At 48.1% G+C, this 20,403-nt stretch carries 18 protein-coding genes; 8 read left to right on the top strand and 10 right to left on the bottom strand.

Annotation, left to right across the window (positions count from 1 at the left end; genetic code table 11):
* Window positions 1–104: 104 nt before the first annotated feature.
* Window positions 105–962, bottom strand: a complete 858-nt coding sequence (locus ACJHWK_RS10515) for a helix-turn-helix domain-containing protein (protein WP_001521926.1) — start codon at window positions 960–962, stop codon at window positions 105–107.
* 248 nt (window positions 963–1,210) lie between these two features.
* Here ACJHWK_RS10515 and ACJHWK_RS10510 point away from each other — a divergent pair, with 248 nt between their 5' ends.
* Complete coding sequence (locus tag ACJHWK_RS10510; RefSeq protein WP_021516948.1) at window positions 1,211–2,080, top strand: aldo/keto reductase; 870 nt, start codon at window positions 1,211–1,213, stop codon at window positions 2,078–2,080.
* A gap of 159 nt (window positions 2,081–2,239) precedes the next feature.
* On the opposite strand, the gene rclC is transcribed toward ACJHWK_RS10510, so the two are convergent.
* The 3 genes from rclC to rclA form a co-directional block, all read right to left on the bottom strand.
* Window positions 2,240–2,833: a reactive chlorine species resistance protein RclC gene (rclC, locus tag ACJHWK_RS10505; protein ID WP_001521928.1), complete on the bottom strand. Its 594-nt coding sequence runs from the start codon at window positions 2,831–2,833 to the stop codon at window positions 2,240–2,242.
* A gap of 11 nt (window positions 2,834–2,844) precedes the next feature.
* A complete protein-coding gene (gene rclB / locus ACJHWK_RS10500; RefSeq protein WP_000474077.1) occupies window positions 2,845–3,081 on the bottom strand; it encodes a reactive chlorine resistance periplasmic protein RclB in 237 nt (78 codons plus the stop codon).
* A gap of 108 nt (window positions 3,082–3,189) precedes the next feature.
* The gene (gene rclA / locus ACJHWK_RS10495; RefSeq protein ID WP_001046306.1) at window positions 3,190–4,515 is read right to left on the bottom strand and encodes a reactive chlorine resistance oxidoreductase RclA; all 1,326 of its coding nucleotides are present in this window, start codon (window positions 4,513–4,515) and stop codon (window positions 3,190–3,192) included.
* A gap of 226 nt (window positions 4,516–4,741) precedes the next feature.
* Here rclA and rclR point away from each other — a divergent pair, with 226 nt between their 5' ends.
* From rclR to ACJHWK_RS10475, 4 genes are all read left to right on the top strand, one after another.
* The gene (rclR, locus tag ACJHWK_RS10490) at window positions 4,742–5,596 is read left to right on the top strand and encodes a reactive chlorine-specific transcriptional regulator RclR (RefSeq protein WP_000339603.1); all 855 of its coding nucleotides are present in this window, start codon (window positions 4,742–4,744) and stop codon (window positions 5,594–5,596) included.
* A 527-nt stretch (window positions 5,597–6,123) separates the two neighbouring features.
* Window positions 6,124–6,843: a (Fe-S)-binding protein gene (locus ACJHWK_RS10485; RefSeq protein WP_001102122.1), complete on the top strand. Its 720-nt coding sequence runs from the start codon at window positions 6,124–6,126 to the stop codon at window positions 6,841–6,843.
* A gap of 10 nt (window positions 6,844–6,853) precedes the next feature.
* Window positions 6,854–8,281: a LutB/LldF family L-lactate oxidation iron-sulfur protein gene (locus ACJHWK_RS10480; protein WP_000023924.1), complete on the top strand. Its 1,428-nt coding sequence runs from the start codon at window positions 6,854–6,856 to the stop codon at window positions 8,279–8,281.
* Window positions 8,274–8,969 carry a lactate utilization protein C gene (locus ACJHWK_RS10475; protein ID WP_001366460.1) on the top strand — a complete coding sequence of 232 codons (696 nt, stop codon included), beginning with the start codon at window positions 8,274–8,276 and terminating at the stop codon, window positions 8,967–8,969. The genes ACJHWK_RS10480 and ACJHWK_RS10475 overlap by 8 nt, the downstream gene beginning before the upstream one ends.
* Before the next feature lie 242 nt (window positions 8,970–9,211).
* On the opposite strand, the gene ykgH is transcribed toward ACJHWK_RS10475, so the two are convergent.
* The 4 genes from ykgH to betI form a co-directional block, all read right to left on the bottom strand.
* Entirely contained in the window at window positions 9,212–9,880 is a 669-nt protein-coding gene (ykgH, locus tag ACJHWK_RS10470; protein ID WP_001521933.1) for a protein YkgH, read from the bottom strand.
* A 210-nt stretch (window positions 9,881–10,090) separates the two neighbouring features.
* Window positions 10,091–11,761: a choline dehydrogenase gene (betA, locus tag ACJHWK_RS10465; RefSeq protein ID WP_001521934.1), complete on the bottom strand. Its 1,671-nt coding sequence runs from the start codon at window positions 11,759–11,761 to the stop codon at window positions 10,091–10,093.
* Between the two features lie 13 nt (window positions 11,762–11,774).
* Window positions 11,775–13,247, bottom strand: a complete 1,473-nt coding sequence (gene betB / locus ACJHWK_RS10460) for a betaine-aldehyde dehydrogenase (RefSeq protein WP_410234832.1) — start codon at window positions 13,245–13,247, stop codon at window positions 11,775–11,777.
* Window positions 13,248–13,260: 13 nt separating this feature from the next.
* On the bottom strand, window positions 13,261–13,848 hold the full coding sequence (gene betI, locus ACJHWK_RS10455; protein WP_001376735.1) for a transcriptional regulator BetI: 588 nt from the start codon (window positions 13,846–13,848) through the stop codon (window positions 13,261–13,263).
* Window positions 13,849–13,976: 128 nt separating this feature from the next.
* Here betI and betT point away from each other — a divergent pair, with 128 nt between their 5' ends.
* Together betT and pdeL are read left to right on the top strand one after the other, a co-directional pair.
* Complete coding sequence (gene betT, locus ACJHWK_RS10450; protein ID WP_000131040.1) at window positions 13,977–16,010, top strand: choline BCCT transporter BetT; 2,034 nt, start codon at window positions 13,977–13,979, stop codon at window positions 16,008–16,010.
* A gap of 876 nt (window positions 16,011–16,886) precedes the next feature.
* A complete protein-coding gene (pdeL, locus tag ACJHWK_RS10445) occupies window positions 16,887–17,975 on the top strand; it encodes a DNA-binding transcriptional activator/c-di-GMP phosphodiesterase PdeL (protein ID WP_001305451.1) in 1,089 nt (362 codons plus the stop codon).
* Window positions 17,976–18,016: 41 nt separating this feature from the next.
* On the opposite strand, the gene ACJHWK_RS10440 is transcribed toward pdeL, so the two are convergent.
* Entirely contained in the window at window positions 18,017–18,949 is a 933-nt protein-coding gene (locus ACJHWK_RS10440; RefSeq protein ID WP_001084390.1) for a LysR substrate-binding domain-containing protein, read from the bottom strand.
* Between the two features lie 91 nt (window positions 18,950–19,040).
* Window positions 19,041–19,538 carry a DUF1097 domain-containing protein gene (locus ACJHWK_RS10435; protein WP_001013896.1) on the bottom strand — a complete coding sequence of 166 codons (498 nt, stop codon included), beginning with the start codon at window positions 19,536–19,538 and terminating at the stop codon, window positions 19,041–19,043.
* A gap of 257 nt (window positions 19,539–19,795) precedes the next feature.
* Here ACJHWK_RS10435 and ACJHWK_RS10430 point away from each other — a divergent pair, with 257 nt between their 5' ends.
* Window positions 19,796–20,401, top strand: a complete 606-nt coding sequence (locus ACJHWK_RS10430) for an ankyrin repeat domain-containing protein (protein ID WP_001521940.1) — start codon at window positions 19,796–19,798, stop codon at window positions 20,399–20,401.
* The last annotated feature ends 2 nt before the right edge of the window (window positions 20,402–20,403 follow it).

Here is a 20,403-nt window from a genome sequence, read left to right as displayed (position 1 = left end):
ATAATGGCGTTGACATGCGCAGCGCCATTATTTACTGAATACCTACCCTGGTACCGATTAGACGGTGGCAGGGTAGGGTAAATCTTATGTGATGGATTTACAGGCTAAACCGGACGAACGGGGATAAAAATTTCGCAAACAATGTTATTGCTATCAATTTCGGCGAAATTTTCATTGTAATAAAACCGCTCAATATCACTGCCGTTCACTCTGGCTAACCCCCTGGCGGGTAATTCCATCAGATAGAGGTTTCGCGCCCATTCAGGGTAGTGCTCCCACTCACCTTCATAGCGGAAAGAGGCATACAGTCCTCGGTTAATTGTCCACTCTTTCGACATCTCTGAATCGGTTTGTTTGCATACCGTACCGGCAAAAGTTTCAACTGTGAGCAAATCGACCGATTTTGTTGACGGTTCGAACGTGGAGACGAAATAGATATCCGTCTTAAAATTCTTCATACATCTGGCTAAATGATGACGTCGCAGTTTGACTTCTTCATCCGGTGATTTATTCGACACTTCAATATCATATTTAAATGAATTGCCAAAAATAGGTGTCTCAGGAAAGTTGACTAATCTACACTCCGTCTTTTGCTGTTGACGTATTAAAAAAGAAGGGAAGATATTTGCGAGATCCCAATAATCACGGTGGCGGTATACACGGGGAGAGCAGCCGAATAACTTTTTAAATTCGCGGCTGAATGACTGCTGTGAATCAAAATGCAAAGAGAGTGCAATATCAAGCATAGATTTCGCGGTGAGCCGGACAAGAATGGCTGCGCGACAAAGCCTTCGTTTGCGAATGTATTCTCCCAAAGGCACATGCATGAAATTTCGGAACAGAAGCTGGATGTTGCGTCTGCTGTAGCCAGATTTCTGTGCGATATCTTCGATTGAAATAGGGTGCTCAAGATTGCACTCAATCCACTCCAGGAGCTGCTGTAGAATCTTCTGCCTGATCATCACATTCTCCGTTAATTCTTTGTCATATCGCACATTTTCGTTATGCCCTGGGCCCTAAGTGTATCAAAAACAGCAAGGGCGAAGGCAAAAGCACTGGTAGCGTCTGCTTCGTTGTCCCCGAAAATAGAGAGGTTTCAGTCCTACATTATTAATGAATTTTTTGCATAAGTGATATCAAAATCCACATACTAATTTGAGGTTACGTTTTAACGTAGACTCATTGTTCATGCCTAATGGAGGGACTGACAGTGGAATTTTCCGTATTAAGTAACAATCTGAAAATGCCGATGATGGGATTTGGTGTTTTTCAGGTTACCGATAAAGACGTGTGCAAACAGTCAGTGCTGAATGCTATCCGCACGGGTTATCGACTCATCGACACTGCAGCGGTATACGGTAATGAAGATGCCGTCGGTGAAGCCGTTCGTGAAGCCATATCTGAAGGTTTATGTACCCGAGAAGAGTTATTTATAACGTCTAAATTGTGGGTGCAGGATATGTTGAATCAGGATACGGCAAAAGCAGGTATTGAAGCGTCATTAAAAAAATCGGGACTAGAATACTTCGACCTCTATTTATTGCACCAGGCTATGCGCGATTATTTCAGTGCGTGGCGTGCACTCGAAGATGCCTATGAAGAGGGCAAATTAAAAGCGATTGGGGTTTCCAATTTCTATCCTCATGTTCTGGCGAACTTTTGTGAAACGGTAAGAGTTAAACCGATGGTCAACCAGGTCGAGTTGCATCCCTATTTTGCCCAACCAGAGGCGCTGGCAACCATGAAGTATTATAACGTGCAGCCTGAAGCATGGGCTCCGTTAGGTGGTGGACGACATAAACCCTTTGAAAATAATCTGCTTCAGAGTATTGCAGATGCCCATCAAAAATCGATTTCTCAAGTCATTCTGCGTTGGAATATTCAACGGGGAGTGGTCGTTATTCCGAAATCGACACATCAACAGCGTATCGAAGAAAATTTTGCTATTTGGGATTTCTCACTGACAGAGAAAGAAATGGCGCAAATTAGTTCGCTTGATTTGGGTTATGTTGGGGAATCGGTAAAACATTTTAATCCTGAGTTTGTTCGTGGTTGTCTTGCTGTAAAAATACATGATTGATATTAATCATGTATTTTACCTGAGACGACAAGAATCTTTTAACAGGGGAGTGATATTGATCTTCACTCTGTCATATCTCCGGTAATATGGCGTCAGGCTTCATCATCAGAAAGGGGGCCTGACGCCTGAAAAGGTGAACAACAGACAGTGTTCGGATTATCAATATTCAATTTTTAACGTTGAACTGGATTCATTACTGCGTTGTTTAAGAATGTCCCGCGCCGAATCTGCCATTATCATGACAGCACCTGCCAGCATCAGAGTATCTTTCAATACCAGGCGACCAGCACCGGATAAATAAGGGAAACCATGATGAGCGTCACCCAATGCGGGTACCCATGCCTCCGGGGTGGTGATTAAAAATGAGAGTGTTACCAACGGTGTGGTAAATGCCATCAGCCCTCCCAATAAACCTAACCAGCGATTGACAGGATTAGCCAAAACCAGCAGAGCAATAATCACCTCCACGACGCCAAGACCGTTGGAAAAACCATAGGTATTATTGGCCGTTTGCCATGCCCTTGCTTCTGGTTTGTATTCGCCTTCGTGAGTCAGATACTGTTTATAGTCTTCCGGGTGTTCATAAAAGAACGACATTAGTGGACTGTTTGCGACGAATGGTGTAATGCTGTCTGCCTCGTAAGGGACAAACTTTAATAACCCAATCCACATAAAAACAATCGCAATACTCAGACGAATCAATGTCAGGCCAATTTTATCTCCCCGACTTAACAGGTGCAGGTATTTTTCCATTGTGAACATCCTTATTTATACAATACTGCTGTTGCGGTTGAATTATTATCAATTCGCATCGATGTGACTTTCCAGGATGAAGCATTATATTTTCTGGCTATATCAGCAATGGCATCCTCAAGAACTGTCGGTGATGCTGATACTGACGAGACGCTGATATGTTTCAGAATTATTTTATCATCTGCATTGGTGGAAAATGCCATAACGCCAGATAATAGTGTTGCAAATAAAACAGATTTTTTAAACATATAAAATACCATCAATGAAGTGATTAAGAAGTTATAGAGTAACAGAGAATTAATAAGATTCTTTTCTCTGAGACGCCAGAATATTTGTTCTGGCGTCTGATTTTGAGTTTATTTGACTAATGAAAATAGATCATTGAGTGATTCGCTCATCGACGGATGAGTAAATATCTGATCGCGTAATATGCTATAAGGCAGCCCGGCATCCATCACCATTTTCACTATATTAATCATCTCGTGGGAGTCAACACACAGCAGTGATGCCCCTAATATACGTTGGGTTTTATTATCAACAATCGCTTTTAATACCCCACGGGTATCGTTCATCACTCTGGCGCGCGGAATTGCAGCTACAGGCAATGTCACCACCTGAATATCAGCACCACTCTCTCTGGCTTGTTCTTCTGTCATACCAACCCTGGACAGGGGCGGTGTCATAAATACGGAATAAGGCACATTTTTCCGATCATCAGTACTACGTTTGCCTTCACCCAGTAACTCATCACGTACAATGCGGTAATCATCCAGTGAAATATAAGTAAATTGCAGCCCGCCGGTAACATCTCCCATCGCCCAAATATTGTCTGCGGTGGTATGTAATCGCTTGTCAACGACAATTGCCCCGCGCTCGTTTACTGCGATACCGGCATTTTCTGGATGTAACGAAGCGGTAGCCGGTTGACGACCGGAAGCTATTAACAGTGCATCCACCGCCAGTTGGGCGTGCTCGCTATGCACTTGCACTTGATTTTCATGGTGACTGATTCGCTCCACATGGGCATTGAGGATAATATCGACGCCCTGATCGCGTAAAATCGTCGCGATATTATCAGCAATATCCCGATCTTCCCGAGGCAAAAACAGCGAAGCTGCTTCTAAAATGGTTACCTTGCTGCCAAAATTAGCGAACATAGAGGCGAACTCAACGCCAATATATCCGCCGCCTAAAATACCTAAATGCCCAGGCAATTCTTTTAGATTAAGTAATCCGGTGCTGTCATATACTCCTGGCGTGGTGGTAATTCCAGGAATTGGCGGAACCACGGTTTGTGCACCGGTATTAATAAAAATTTTCTCGCCATGAATTTCCAGATTTCCCTCAGGCCGATGAACACGCAGGCTATGATTATTGATAAACTCCGCCTGGCCGTCGATCACGTCGATATTGGGCATATCCGCAAGATTATGAAAATTCTTATTACGTAAAAAATTAACCACTTCATTTTTACGCTGTATGGCACGGACAAAATCTGTGTGCTGCTGTGCGTCATGAACCAATGTTTTGGTTGGGATACAGCCGATATTAATACAGGTCCCGCCATACATTGCATTTGATTGTTCGATGAGAGCCACACGCCAACCTGCTTTTGCCAGCGTGACGGCTAATGTTTTTCCAGCCTTGCCAAAACCAATAATAACTGCCTGATATTTATTCATGATGATTTCCTGTCGAAACGCGTTCATTTGACATCATGACTATAGACGCAAAAGAGCAAATAACATTTCTTCACAACGCTTGATATTTTGTCTTATCGTCTGGTATTTTCTTTTTCTTAATCAGAATCACAAAACAAAAATCATGATTAACTATTTGATGGTATTAGATTAATTATTGACTAAGATAGTTGGTGTTTGTAATCAAAAAACTACTCAGGAGTCTGATATGGATGCTCTTAGCCGTTTGTTGATGCTTAACGCTCCACAAGGAACGATCGATAAGAATTGCGTGTTAGGAAGTGACTGGCAACTTCCACATGGTGCCGGGGAATTGTCGGTTATTCGTTGGCATGCGTTAACGCAAGGAGCGGCGAAGCTGGAAATGCCGACGGGAGAGATTTTTACATTACGCCCGGGAAATGTGGTCCTGCTACCACAAAATTCAGCTCATCGCCTGAGTCATGTCGATAATGAATCGACCTGTATTGTCTGTGGCACTCTTCGGCTGCAACATTCGGCGCGTTATTTTTTAACGTCTTTGCCGGAAACGCTGTTTGTAGCACCAGTGAACCATAGCGTGGAATATAACTGGCTGAGGGAGGCGATCCCGTTTTTACAACAGGAATCCAGATCGGCAATGCCGGGAGTGGATGCTCTGTGTAGCCAGATCTGCGCTACATTCTTTACCCTCGCGGTGCGTGAGTGGATTGCACAGGTTAATACAGAGAAAAACATTCTCAGTTTGCTTCTGCATCCACGTCTTGGTGCGGTAATACAGCAAATGCTGGAAATGCCAGGACACGCCTGGACCGTCGAATCGCTGGCCAGCATCGCCCACATGTCCCGGGCAAGTTTTGCCCAGCTTTTCCGTGATGTTTCCGGAACCACGCCGCTAGCTGTATTAACAAAGTTGCGTCTACAAATAGCGGCCCAGATGTTTTCCCGGGAAATGCTCCCTGTTGTGGTGATCGCTGAGTCAGTAGGCTATGCCAGTGAATCATCTTTTCACAAGGCGTTTGTCCGCGAGTTTGGTTGTACTCCGGGAGAATATCGGGAAAGGGTCAGACAGCTTGCACCCTGAATAAAACCGCCAGAAATCAGGTCAAAGATAATCCGCATTCCGGGAGTTGTGAGCCTTTCAACTATTTCTATTTCCAACGGTGGTTTGGGCTTTATATATTTTTTTCTGATGGACTCTAGCTCAGTTTTTAAATAAAAATGCAAACTAAATTGCTTCAATTAAATAAAATGCCGATTATTACTTGATACGTAATTATTGTTGGTGATTTTGTTTGTACACCATCAGTGTATATCTCAATAACCCCTGAATAAGTAGCACTGAATAGGTATAAGGGATGTAGCCTTTTTAAATGGATTTCTTATGCCAAAAATGATCGTCGATTTCCCTATAAAATGTGAGCGATGCCGAAAGAAATAAAATTAGTTATTGCATTTGAAGTTTGGATGAAAGATTATCATTTGTCATACAAATGAGGGGTGGTATGTTGCTAGCCAATTAAAAAAGAACGCCATATTTATTGATGATTGATCCCCCGGAAGGGGGGAACCATCGGGCATAAATGGGCATGAAGTAATGGAGTATTAGTTGTGAATGTCAATTTCTTTGTCACCTGTATTGGTGACGCCCTGAAATCAAGAATGGCACGAGACTCCGTGCTGCTACTGGAAAAACTCGGCTGTCGCGTAAATTTCCCGGAGAAACAGGGATGCTGCGGTCAGCCTGCGATCAATAGTGGTTATATCAAAGAAGCGATTCCAGGGATGAAAAATCTGATCGCCGCACTGGAGGATAACGACGATCCCATTATTTCACCGGCTGGCTCCTGTACCTATGCCGTAAAAAGTTACCCAACGTATCTGGCGGATGAGCCTGAATGGGCATCACGTGCCGAAAAGGTTGCCGCGCGTATGCAGGATCTCACCTCTTTTATTGTTAATACATTAGGGGTAGTCGATGTAGGTGCCAGTTTGCAAGGGAGAGCGGTGTATCACCCATCTTGTAGCCTGGCCCGTAAGCTGGGGGTGAAGGACGAGCCACTTATGCTGCTGAAAAATGTGCGTGGACTGGAGCTGTTGACCTTTGCTGAACAGGATACCTGCTGCGGATTTGGCGGCACGTTCTCGGTCAAAATGGCCGAAATATCCGGCGAGATGGTGAAAGAAAAGGTTGCGCACCTGATGGAAGTCCGCCCTGAGTATTTAATTGGTGCTGACGTGAGTTGCCTGCTGAACATCAGTGGGCGATTACAACGGGAAGGGCAGAAAGTCAAAGTAATGCATATTGCTGAAGTGCTGATGAGCCGCTGAGGATATAAAGATGTCGATCAAAACCAGTAATACAGATTTTAAGACACGCATCCGTCAGCAAATTGAAGATCCGATCATGCGCAAAGCGGTGGCAAACGCGCAGCAGCGTATCGGGGCAAATCGGCAAAAAATGGTCGATGAATTGGGGCACTGGGAGGAGTGGCGCGATCGGGCCGCCCAGATACGTGATCATGTTCTGAGTAATCTCGACGCTTATCTGTACCAGCTCTCAGAAAAAGTGACGCAAAACGGCGGTCACGTCTATTTTGCAAAAACTAAAGAAGACGCCACTCGCTACATTTTACAGGTTGCCCAACGCAAAAATGCCCGGAAGGTGGTGAAATCTAAATCGATGGTGACCGAAGAGATTGGTGTCAATCATGTGTTGCAGGATGCTGGCATTCAGGTGATTGAAACCGATCTGGGTGAATACATTCTCCAGCTGGATCAAGATCCGCCCTCTCATGTTGTGGTCCCGGCAATTCATAAAGATCGCCATCAGATCCGTCGGGTGCTACACGAACGTCTGGGCTATGAGGGGTCGGAAACGCCTGAAGCAATGACCTTATTCATCCGGCAAAAAATCCGCGAAGATTTCCTCAGTGCTGAAATAGGTATTACCGGCTGTAATTTCGCGGTGGCAGAGACCGGTTCGGTATGCCTGGTGACCAATGAAGGTAATGCGCGAATGTGTACCACGCTGCCTAAAACGCATATTGCAGTGATGGGAATGGAGCGTATTGCCCCCACGTTTGCCGAGGTAGATGTATTGATCACCATGCTGGCGCGCAGTGCCGTTGGTGCACGTTTGACGGGATACAACACCTGGCTGACAGGACCGCGCGAAGCGGGGCACGTTGATGGTCCTGAAGAGTTTCATCTGGTTATTGTCGATAACGGGCGTTCTGAGGTGCTGGCCTCTGAATTTCGGGATGTGCTGCGCTGTATTCGCTGCGGGGCTTGTATGAATACTTGTCCGGCATATCGCCATATTGGCGGTCATGGATATGGCTCTATTTATCCAGGGCCAATTGGTGCGGTGATTTCTCCGCTACTTGGCGGCTATAAAGATTTTAAAGATTTACCCTACGCCTGCTCTTTATGCACCGCTTGTGACAGCGTGTGTCCGGTGCGTATTCCGCTGTCAAAACTGATTTTGCGTCATCGTCGGGTGATGGCTGAAAAAGGGATCACCGCAAAAGCAGAGCAACGGGCGATAAAAATGTTCGCTTATGCCAATAGTCATCCAGGATTGTGGAAAGTCGGGATGATGGCTGGTGCTCATGCGGCAAGCTGGTTTATCAATGGCGGCAAAACACCACTCAAATTTGGCGCGATTAGCGACTGGATGGAAGCACGCGATCTTCCTGAAGCTGACGGAGAGAGTTTCCGTAGTTGGTTTAAGAAACATCAGGCGCAGGAGAAAAAGAATGGATAATCGGAGCGAATTTTTGAATAACGTTGCTCAGGCACTGGGTCGCCCGCTGCGACTTGAACCGCAAGCAGAAGATGCGCCGCTTAACAACTATGCTAACGAGCGGCTTACCCAACTTACCCAACAGCAGCGTTGTGACGCGTTTATTCAGTTTGCCAGCGATGTTATGTTGACGCGCTGTGAACTGACCAGCGAGGCGAAGGCGGCAGAAGCTGCAATACGTCTGTGTAAAGAGCTGGGAGATCAGTCGGTCGTGATTAGCGGTGACACGAGGCTGGAGGAATTGGGGATTAGCGAACGTTTGCAGCAGGAATGCAATGTCGTTGTTTGGGATCCGGCGAAAGGTGCCGAGAATATCTCACAGGCAGAGCAGGCTAAAGTGGGTGTCGTGTATGCTGAATATGGTTTAACCGAATCGGGAGGCGTGGTTCTTTTTTCCGCCGCCGAGCGCGGGCGTTCATTGAGCCTGCTCCCGGAATCTTCTCTTTTTATCCTGCGTAAAAGCACAATCCTGCCGCGTGTAGCGCAACTCGCAGAAAAATTGCATCAGAAAGCGCAGGCCGGTGAACGAATGCCGTCCTGCATTAACATCATTAGCGGCCCTAGTTCAACGGCGGATATTGAGCTTATCAAAGTCGTCGGGGTTCATGGCCCGGTGAAAGCGGTGTATCTGATTATTGAGGATTGCTGAGAGAGATATGAAGTCTGGACATAAACCTGAAGGCAGCATACGAGGTTGTGAATAGCGTTAAGGACAACCTGACTTAACCCCGTTCCGTCATGGTTATGCTGCTCTTCTGTAAATATCCTGGCATTAGTAATGCCAGGATATTTACAGTGAAAAAGACAGGCATCCATTCCTGAAAACGGGTTCCCTTCCCGGTCATTGTCACTTCAGCTTTATACAGGCACTCTCTATCAGAATGCTGTTTATTACTGCCCAGAGTTTTGTTGGTATTCATCTACCATTTTTTTGACAAGGCAAAACATTACAGAAATCACAATGCTTAGAAAAAATCCCAGAATCAGGCAAATGGCAGCAGGATATTTACTTTTTATTTCCGGTGAGCTTATAGTTACACAGCCATCACCGTTCGGATACAATGACCAGTTCCTGGTCAGGTATATCATTTTTGTATAAAGCTCACTGTTAATTGCTGAAGGTGTTTGTATCTCATCGAGAACTTGCCTGCCATTATGGTATTCTGACGCATACCATTTGATAATAGACGCCTGCACGCGAGATATTTCCGCTTCAGCAGTTGGTAAATCTCTCTTATCTCCTGACCATTCCAGCTTTATTTCTCTGTTCTTGACATCTGGGCTGGTCTGAAAAAATGTAGTAATTCGCTGAATAACATCTTCAGTCATTGTGGTCTGACAGGCAAAGTTATTATTGCTATCACAGCTAACAAGTATGCCTGGTGTTGTCTGGTTTATTTTTAGGCTGTAACTCACTTTTATATTATCTTTATTGATATACAGAAACAACAGCACCATTGCCATACAGATAGTTATAATAAAAAGGATAATACGAATCTTTTTCTTCAGATAAAATAAAATCTCAATCAGATCGATATCCTGTTTGATTTGTTCACTCATAATATATCCAGAAAATAAAATCTGCCGCAGATAAATGAATTAATAGTCTGTATCAGGAGTGTTCGGGTTAAATATCAGCAAAAAACCAGCATCATGAATACTGGATATGAAGCATGAGAGTTACCTCAGTGTTTTATATAAGGATTCGGTCCTCATAGTAGAACGGTAACTCTCAATCTAATCGGTTCCTGAGTCAGTTCACATAACGACTCATTTTTTCACTCTCACCGGCATCCCATTTGCCACAAAATATCTTGCCGTGCTCCTCGGCAACGCTTCTTGCCCGCGAATCATATCCGCTATTTTCTCGCCAATCATAATCGTCGTGGCGTTCAAATTGCCGGTGATAATTTGCGGCATAATTGACGCATCCACCACGCGCAGGCCTTCCAGCCCGTGTACGCGGCCTTCGCCGTCAACCACTGCCATCTCGTCATAACCCATTTTGCAGGTACCGCACGGGTGGAAGGCGGTTTCGGCGTGGTTACGCACGAACTCATCGAGCTGCTCATCCGTCTGGCATTCGACACCGGGGCTGATTTCGCGGCCACGATACTGATCCAGCGCCGGTTGATGCATGATCTCGCGGGTGATGCGAATTGCGTCGCGGAACTCCTGCCAGTCCTGCTCGTGCGACATGTAGTTAAACAGAATCGCTGGATGCTGGTGCGGGTCGCGGGATTTAATCCGCACATGCCCACGGCTTGGCGAGCGCATCGATCCGACGTGGCACTGGAAGCCGTGCTCTTTCACTGCGTTCGAGCCGTTATAGTTAATCGCCACTGGCAGGAAATGGTACTGAATATTCGGCCACGCAAATTCCTCACGGCTGCGAATAAATCCGCCTGCTTCAAAGTGGTTGCTGGCACCAACGCCGGTGCCGCCAAACAGCCACTCCGCACCGATTTTCGGCTGATTCCACCACTGCAGGGCAGGGTAGAGGGAAACCGGTTCTTTGCACTCATATTGCAGATACATCTCCAGGTGATCCTGAAGATTTTCGCCGACGCCGGGTAAATCATGCACCAGCGGAATATCAAACTCCGCCAGCAGTTCAGCGCTACCCACGCCGGAACGTTGCAGGATCTGCGGTGAGGCAATCGCGCCTGCACATAACAGCACCTCTTTATTCGCCGCCGCGCGGGTCGGAATGGTGCTGTCGCCTTCCAGCCACTCGACGCCCACCGCGCGTTTGCCGTCAAAAATGATGTGATCGGTCATGGCGTGAGTACGAATGGTCAGGTTAGGGCGCGATTTGGCCTGATCGAGATAGCCACGCGCGGTGCTGGCGCGACGGCCATGCGGCGTGACGGTGCGATCCATCGGGCCAAAACCTTCCTGCTGATAGCCGTTGAGATCGTCCGTGCGCGGGTAGCCCGCCTGCACGCCCGCTTCAATCATCGCTTCAAACAGCGGATTGACGCCGGGTTTGGAGGTGGTGACGCTCACCGGGCCATCACCGCCGTGGTAGTCGTTCTCGCCCACGTCGCGAGTCTCGGCCTTGCGGTAGTAGGGCAGGCAGTCGAGATAACTCCAGTTCTCCAGGCCAGGTTCTTGCGCCCAGTTGTCGAGATCCAGCGCGTTGCCACGGATGTAGCACATGCCGTTGATCAGCGACGATCCACCCAGACCTTTACCGCGTCCGCACTCCATGCGGCGGTTATTCATAAACGGTTCAGGTTCCGTTTCATAGGCCCAGTTGTAGCGTTTACCCTGTAGCGGGAACGCCAGCGCTGCGGGCATCTGGGTGCGGAAGTCAAAGCGATAGTCCGGGCCGCCCGCTTCAAGCAGCAGCACGGAGGTATTCGGATCTTCAGTCAGACGGGTAGCGAGAACGTTGCCGGCTGAGCCGGCACCAATAATGATGTAGTCAAATTGCAAATAAACCTCCTGGTTAGAATATGGACTGGAATTTAGCCATCTCAACCTGGATGGACTTCACCTGGGTGTAACTCTGGAGCGTCATCACGCCGTTCTCGCGACCAATGCCGGAGTGTTTGTAGCCGCCAACGGGCATCTCTGCCGGGGATTCGCCCCAGGTGTTGATCCAGCAAATACCCGCTTCCAGCTGATGAATGACGCGATGCGAGCGGTTCAGGTCCGCCGTCACGATGCCCGCCGCCAGGCCGTAGTCGGTATCATTGGCGCGGCGAATCACTTCGTCCTCAGATTCATAAGTGAGAAGCGACATCACCGGACCGAAGATCTCTTCGCGCACGATGGTCATTTCGTCGCGGCAATCGGTGAACACGGTCGGTGCAACCCATGCGCCGTTATCGAAGCCATCGCCTTTCAATACATCGCCGCCGCACAGTACGCGCGCGCCTTCCTCTTTGCCTTTGGCGATGTAACGCAGCACGTTATCGCGATGCGGGAAGCTGACCAGCGGGCCGAAGTTAGTTTGCGGATCGAAAACGTCGCCCGCGCGAATGCGCTCAACGCGCGCCAGAATCTTTTGTTCAAATGCGGCTTTGCATTTCGCCGGAATAAACACGCGGGTGCCGTTGGTACACACCTGACCGGAGCTGAAGAAGTTCGCCATCATGGCGATATCAGCGGCGAGATCGAGATCCGCATCGTCGAAAACGATCAGCGGTGATTTACCGCCCAGCTCCATGGTCACTTCTTTCAGGGAGGAAGCCGCCGAGTTAGCCATCACTTTTTTGCCGCTGGCGACACCGCCGGTAAATGACACTTTGGCAATGCCCGGATGCTCGGTCAGATACTGCCCGGTTTCCGCACCTACGCCCGGCAGCACGTTAAATACGCCGTCCGGCAGGCCCGCTTCGCTGTAAATTTCGGCCAGCTTTAACGCGGTAAGCGGGGTGACTTCGCTCGGTTTGAAAATCATCGCGTTGCCTGCCGCCAGCGCCGGTGCGGATTTCCACAAGGCAATCTGGATCGGGTAGTTCCATGCGCCAATCCCTGCCACTACGCCCAGCGGTTCGCGGCGGGTATAAACAAATGACGTCTCACGCAATGGGATCTGGCTGCCTTCCAGCGACGGGATCAGCCCGGCGTAGTACTCGAGCACGTCCGCGCCGGTAACGATATCGACGGTTGAGGTTTCCGAATACGCTTTTCCGGTGTCGAGGGTTTCCAGTTTTGCGAGTTCGTCATTGCGTTCACGCAGAATATCAACGGCCCGACGCAGAATACGCGAGCGCTCCATAGCGGTCATCGCCGCCCAGATTTTTTGCCCCTGTTGGGCACTCTTCACGGCGCGATCGACATCCTCACGCCCGGCGGCCTGCACGGTCGCCAGCACGTTACCGTTGGCCGGGTTAATGGTCTCGAAGGTGCGACCGCTGGTGGCGGAGGTATAACCACCATGTATATAAAGCTGCTGTTCTGCCATTCGGGACATCACGTTTCCTCGGTTAATCGGTGGGTAAATGCTGAGTAATAAAGTGACGGGTCAGCGAGTGTGCGAGAGGTTTATCCAGCGGTTTGCCGCTCAGTGCCGCGCGCAGCCATAATCCGTCAATCAGCGCGGCAAGGCCGTAGCCCGCTTCCTGTGCCTGTTGGCGCGGTAACTCGCGGTGAAATTCGCTCACCAGATTCGACAACAAGCGGCGGCTGCTCACCTGCTGCAAACGGTAAAGCATTGGCTGATGCATACTGCTGGCCCAAAACGCCAACCAGGCTTTCATCGCAGCATTACTGACCTGCGTTTCATCGAAATTCCCGTCAACAATCGCCTGTAATCGCTGCTCTGCACTGCCCTGCGGAAGTGCATGTAATCGATTCAAAACCGCGTCACGCAGCTGACTGGTGATATCGCGCATGGTTGCTTCCAGCAGACCATTTTTGTCCCTGAAATAGTGGCTGATGATCCCCGTAGAAACGCCTGCACGGCGGGCGATCTGCGCGATCGTTGCATCGTGCATGCCCACTTCATTTATTGCTTCCAGCGTGGCGTCGATCAGTTGTCTGCGCCGGATCGACTGCATCCCCAATTTGGGCATTTTCGCCACTCCATTCATCAGCGTTGTTTATCTATTAAAGCGGTTATTGATTGGACGTTCAATATAAAATGTGTCTTAATTGTTACGAATTTGATTTTAAATGGTAACAATAACAGTGGGGATACTGGATGACAGACCTTTCACACAGCAGGGAAAAGGACAAAATCAATCCGGTGGTGTTTTACACCTCCGCCGGACTGATTTTGTTGTTTTCCCTGACAACGATCCTGTTTCGCGACTTCTCGGCCCTGTGGATTGGCCGCACGCTGGACTGGGTTTCTAAAACCTTCGGTTGGTACTATCTGCTGGCGGCAACGCTCTATATTGTCTTTGTGGTCTGTATCGCTTGTTCGCGTTTTGGTTCGGTGAAGCTCGGGCCAGAACAATCCAAACCGGAATTCAGTCTGCTGAGTTGGGCGGCGATGCTGTTTGCTGCCGGGATCGGTATCGACCTGATGTTCTTCTCCGTAGCCGAACCGGTAACGCAGTATATGCAGCCGCCGGAAGGCGCGGGTCAGACGATTGAGGCTGCGCGTCAGGCGATGGTCTGGACGCTGTTTCACTACGGCTTAACCGGCTGGTCGATGTATGCGCTGATGGGCATGGCGCTCGGATACTTTAGCTATCGTTATAATTTGCCGCTCACCATCCGCTCGGCGCTGTACCCGATCTTCGGTAAACGGATTAACGGGCCGATTGGTCATTCAGTGGATATTGCAGCGGTAATCGGCACCATCTTCGGTATTGCCACTACGCTCGGTATCGGTGTGGTGCAGCTTAACTATGGCTTGAGCGTACTGTTTGATATTCCTGATTCGATGGCGGCGAAAGCGGCACTGATCGCCTTGTCGGTGATCATCGCAACAATCTCTGTCACCTCCGGTGTCGATAAGGGCATTCGCGTGTTATCGGAACTCAACGTTGCGCTGGCGCTGGGGTTGATCCTGTTCGTGCTGTTTATGGGCGACACCTCGTTCCTGCTTAATGCGCTGGTGCTGAACGTTGGCGACTATGTGAATCGCTTTATGGGCATGACGCTCAACAGTTTTGCCTTCGACCGTCCGGTTGAGTGGATGAATAACTGGACGCTCTTCTTCTGGGCATGGTGGGTGGCATGGTCGCCGTTTGTCGGCTTGTTCCTGGCGCGTATCTCGCGTGGGCGTACCATTCGCCAGTTCGTGCTGGGCACGTTGATTATTCCGTTTACCTTCACGCTGTTATGGCTCTCGGTGTTCGGCAATAGCGCGCTGTATGAAATCATCCACGGCGGCGCGGCATTTGCCGAGGAAGCGATGGTCCATCCGGAGCGCGGCTTCTACAGCCTGCTGGCGCAGTATCCGGCGTTTACCTTTAGCGCCTCCGTCGCCACCATTACTGGCCTGCTGTTTTATGTGACCTCGGCGGACTCCGGGGCGCTGGTGCTGGGGAATTTCACCTCGCAGCTTAAAGATATCAACAGCGACGCCCCCGGCTGGCTGCGCGTCTTCTGGTCGGTGGCGATTGGCCTGCTGACGCTCGGCATGCTGATGACCAACGGGATATCCGCGCTGCAAAACACCACGGTGATTATGGGTCTGCCGTTCAGCTTTGTGATTTTCTTCGTGATGGCGGGGTTGTATAAATCTCTGAAGGTAGAAGATTACCGCCGTGAAAGTGCCAACCGTGATACCGCGCCGCGACCGCTGGGGCTTCAGGATCGCCTGAGCTGGAAAAAACGTCTCTCGCGCCTGATGAATTATCCAGGCACGCGTTACACTAAACAGATGATGGAGACGGTCTGTTACCCGGCAATGGAAGAAGTGGCGCAGGAGCTGCGGTTGCGCGGCGCGTACGTGGAGCTAAAAAACCTGCCGCCGGAAGAGGGACAACAGTTGGGGCATCTGGATTTGTTGGTGCATATGGGCGAAGAGCAAAACTTTGTCTATCAGATTTGGCCGCAGCAATACTCGGTGCCGGGCTTTACCTACCGCGCACGTAGCGGGAAATCGACCTACTACCGGCTGGAAACCTTCCTGTTAGAAGGCAGCCAGGGCAACGACCTGATGGACTACAGCAAAGAGCAGGTGATCACCGATATTCTCGATCAGTACGAGCGGCACCTTAACTTTATCCATCTCCATCGTGAAGCGCCGGGCCATAGCGTGATGTTCCCGGACGCGTGATTGTTATTGCATAAAACCGCGCCATGTCTGCATATGGCGCGGTTTCTCTTACCTCTTGATACGTTATATCTGTGTACAGTTAAGCCCTTAGTATCGATTGATGATTGCCAGGCAACAGATAATAAAAAAGAAAAGAACTATTGAAGCCCAAAACCTACGCTTGGACTGTTGTGAATGTTCAATAAGCTTAGTCTTATTTAATGTAAATATTGGTGCTAATTTGAAATGACGCTTTATTCATGGGAAACGCGTAGCGCAAATCAACTAAAATCAATGTAACTGTTTGTTGTTTAAGGTTTAATTGTCTGTGTCTGATATTTTATTGATTGTTTTAAATATTGTTTTTATTGTCATTGTTATAATGTTGGCTATCTATTGCTGAATGGATTCAGCCTTAAAAAGCAGGTTGTTAAGGGATAGGCATAGAGTAATGACGTGTATGCATAACCAACATCTTTACTCATTATGTCATTGAATGTTGACGCTATGTGTTTATGAGGTTGAGGTATTTTCAGTTGATCTGGATTGTTAAATTCATATAATGCGCCTTTACTCATGAATGGGCGTCAATACGTAGTGGGAAATTATAAATATTGAAATAGTCCAACTACTTCTTTATTACCAAAAATGAGTATCTGAATTTTAATATTGCATTCTTGCGTGATTATCTCCTGAGTTTGACTTGTGATTACCTTTTTAAGGTATTTAGCGTAACTGTTTTTGAGCGAGCATCAGAGGTAAAGATAATCTTTTTGATAGTGATGTGGGATGTTATGCGTATGGCATCGCTGATGTTTATGGTTACCCCTTATGTGTGCTCAGGAATCCACAGGTAATCACTCATACTGAACAGCGATAAAAGATAAAGGTGTGTTCATGAATTCATGTGATTTTCGTGTTTTTCTGCAAGAGTTCGGTACAACGGTTCATTTGTCATTGCCTGGTAGCGTATCCGAGAAAGAACGACTGCTACTCAAGCTGCTGATGCAGGGAATGTCTGTAACAGAAATATCACAGTACAGAAATCGCAGTGCAAAGACCATTTCACATCAAAAGAAACAGCTCTTTGAGAAACTGGGGATTCAGAGCGATATTACTTTCTGGCGGGATATTTTCTTTCAGTACAATCCGGAGATCATATCCGCCACGGGTAATAATAGTCACAAATATATTAATGATAATCACTATCACCATATCGTCACGCCTGAAGCCATCAGTCTGGCGTTGGAAAACCACGAATTCAAACCGTGGATCCAACCGGTTTTCTGCGCGCAGACTGGGGTACTGACGGGCTGTGAGGTGCTTGTCCGCTGGGAACATCCACAAACGGGAATTATCCCACCGGATCAGTTTATTCCTCTGGCGGAGTCATCTGGTCTTATCGTCATAATGACTCGCCAGTTGATGAAACAGACTGCGGATATTCTGATGCCGGTAAAACATTTGCTGCCGGACAATTTCCATATTGGCATCAACGTCTCGGCGGGTTGTTTTTTGGCTGCGGGATTTGAAAAAGAATGCCTGAACCTGGTTAAGAAATTAGGTAACGATAAAATCAAACTGGTTCTCGAGCTAACGGAACGTAACCCTATTCCGGTAACGCCAGAAGCCAGAGCGATATTTGACAGCCTTCATCAGCACAACATTACCTTTGCGCTGGATGACTTTGGTACGGGTTATGCGACCTATCGTTACTTGCAGGCGTTCCCGGTCGATTTTATTAAGATCGATAAGTCATTTGTGCAAATGGCGAGCGTGGACGAAATATCCGGTCATATTGTGGACAATATTGTCGAACTGGCGCGTAAGCCTGGTCTGAGTATCGTGGCGGAAGGGGTAGAAACCCAGGAGCAGGCGGATTTAATGATCGGCAAAGGCGTTCACTTTTTGCAGGGCTATTTGTACTCTCCGCCAGTACCGGGTAATAAATTTATCTCTGAATGGGTAATGAAAGCAGGTGGTTGATGTAAACCGCTATTCACAGCGCATCGGGAGGTTGGCAGCGATTAATTCTCCCGATGCAGTAAATCCTGATAGATCCCCGTTAATATGCCATTTGGCGAAAATTGTTTTTTAATCCACTGCGTCACCTGACCCGTAGCAGAATGCTGAGTTGCGAGTAACATGCGTGAATCCTGGCGCGGATTATGGATTTGTCGGGTAACCAGCAGGGATTGCGCCATCGCCTCACGGACCATGTAATCCGGCAAAAAACCAATCCCTTCACCTAAAATCTGGCACTGACATTTGGTGTTGAAATCTGGCACCAGAATCGACTCCTGCCCATGCAGCAACCAGCCCACTTTTTTATTAATCGTATGCGCGGTGTCCTCCACCATGATATTAGGATAGAGACGCAGTTGGCTTTCGGCGATCGGCTCCGGCACAAAGGCTAATGGGTGATCCGGGGCGATAGCAAAAGCCCAGCGAATTGCGCCAATCTCCGTGTAATCAATGCCGCCGCCGTCCAGCAGTGTGTCGGGCGCGCCGATAGCAATATTCGCCTGATTATTAATAATCGCATCCCAGACGCCGTTATACACTTCGGTCGTCACGGTAATCTGGCAGGTTGGAAACTGCTTTTTCAGTACCTGTAATAAGCGTGCGGTGTGTTTGGGCGTATAAAGCAGTTGGTTAATACAAATGCGCACCCGTGCTTCTATACCCTGCGAAATAGTATCGATGCTGCGTTTGATGGCGTGAAAATCATTCAGCAGGTCGGTAGCTTTGCGGAAAAAATAACGCCCGGACTCCGTTAACTCAATGCTTCGGGTACTGCGAGTGAACAGCACCACATCCAGCCCTGTTTCCATTCGCTTGATGGTGTAGCTAATGGCGGAAGTGGTTAAACCCAACTCTTCTGCGGCTTTACTGAAGCTGCCAAAACGCGCAGCGGTAGTAAATGCCAACAGATTCTCTTCGGTAAAAATTGAGTTCATTAAACCATTCCCGCCATTATCTACTATGAATTTCTCCAGCCATGACTGTAGAGGTATCGGTTAAAGATAGATAATCATTTTTGAATAACTTTTAATACCCGTCGCGTTTAGTCGTCGCTTCGCTTAATTTTTGTCCGCCATATTCTGAAATTATCCCCACGCAGTTACCCGCCAGAAAACCCAGTAATGTCACCGTCCAGTTCATCCCGCTGGCAAAAAATAGCGTCATGCCGAGAAAGCCTCCGGGAATAAAAGACAATAAACCGAAACGTCCTTGCCAGACCACTACCGCCGAGAAGGGTACAGTCATAATCACGCTCGCCCAGAACGTGGACAATCCACTCACCGAGGCCAGCCAACCGGCAGCCAGCGCGGCGAAAAACGCCCACACCATCCCGGAATAATTAACCGCCAGGCTTCTGATAAACCCCGTTTTACCGCCGCCTGCGGCATAAAAACTGCAAAAGGCGACGAAGCCAATGGTTCCTAATAATTCCCATCCCTGAGAGAGCCCGACATGTGAAGACACTAACTGCCAAAGCCCTGCACAAATACCGACGGTGACACCCGTTGCCGTGAGTCCGTTCATCTTGTTCCCCTCTGGTTAGACATGGACGAAAGCTACTCTTACATGTGCAGACTATAGAGAAATAAAACCTGATTGAGTGAAAGGGTATCGGGTCAAAGAAACAAATATTGCACTACCGCACACTGCGAAAAGATTGTTGAACATCATTCAACAAAAAGGCGAAATACGGCGAATTAAATTTAAGCGGGTTCTTTTATCAGATTATCGTTGCTATTCTCAATTCATCGAAAACAGCCACAAAAAACAGGGGAATGTGAATGACTATAAAAAATCTACCTGCCGACTATTTATTGGCTGCGCAACAGGGTGATATCGATAAAGTAAAAACCTGCCTTGCGCTGGGTGTCGATATTAATACCTGCGATCGTCAGGGGAAAACGGCAATTACGCTGGCAAGTTTATATCAGCAATATGCTTGCGTTCAGGCATTAATTGATGCCGGAGCGGATATTAATAAGCAAGATCAGATATGTTCAAATCCTTTTTTAATTAGCTGCCTGACCGGCGATTTAACCCTGTTACGGATTATTTTACCGGCTAAACCCGATCTTAATTGCGTAACCCGTTTTGGCGGTGTCGGCCTGACGCCTGCCTGTGAAAAAGGCCATTTAAATATTGTAAAAGAGCTTTTGGCGCATACGGAGATTAACGTTAACCAGACCAACCATGTTGGCTGGACGCCGCTACTGGAAGCAATTGTGCTTAATGATGGCGGGATTAAACAGCAGGCGATTGTCCAGTTATTGCTGGAACACGGTGCCAGCCCGCACATGACGGATAAATATGGCAAAACGCCGCTGGAACTGGCGCGAGAACGGGGCTTTGAAGAGATTGCGCAGTTACTGATTGCCGCAGGTGCATAAAC

The sequence above is a fragment of the Escherichia sp. WS547 genome, from assembly GCF_046486065.1.
Lineage (GTDB): Bacteria > Pseudomonadota > Gammaproteobacteria > Enterobacterales > Enterobacteriaceae > Escherichia > Escherichia coli.
This window is presented reverse-complemented; position numbering and strand designations above follow the sequence as displayed.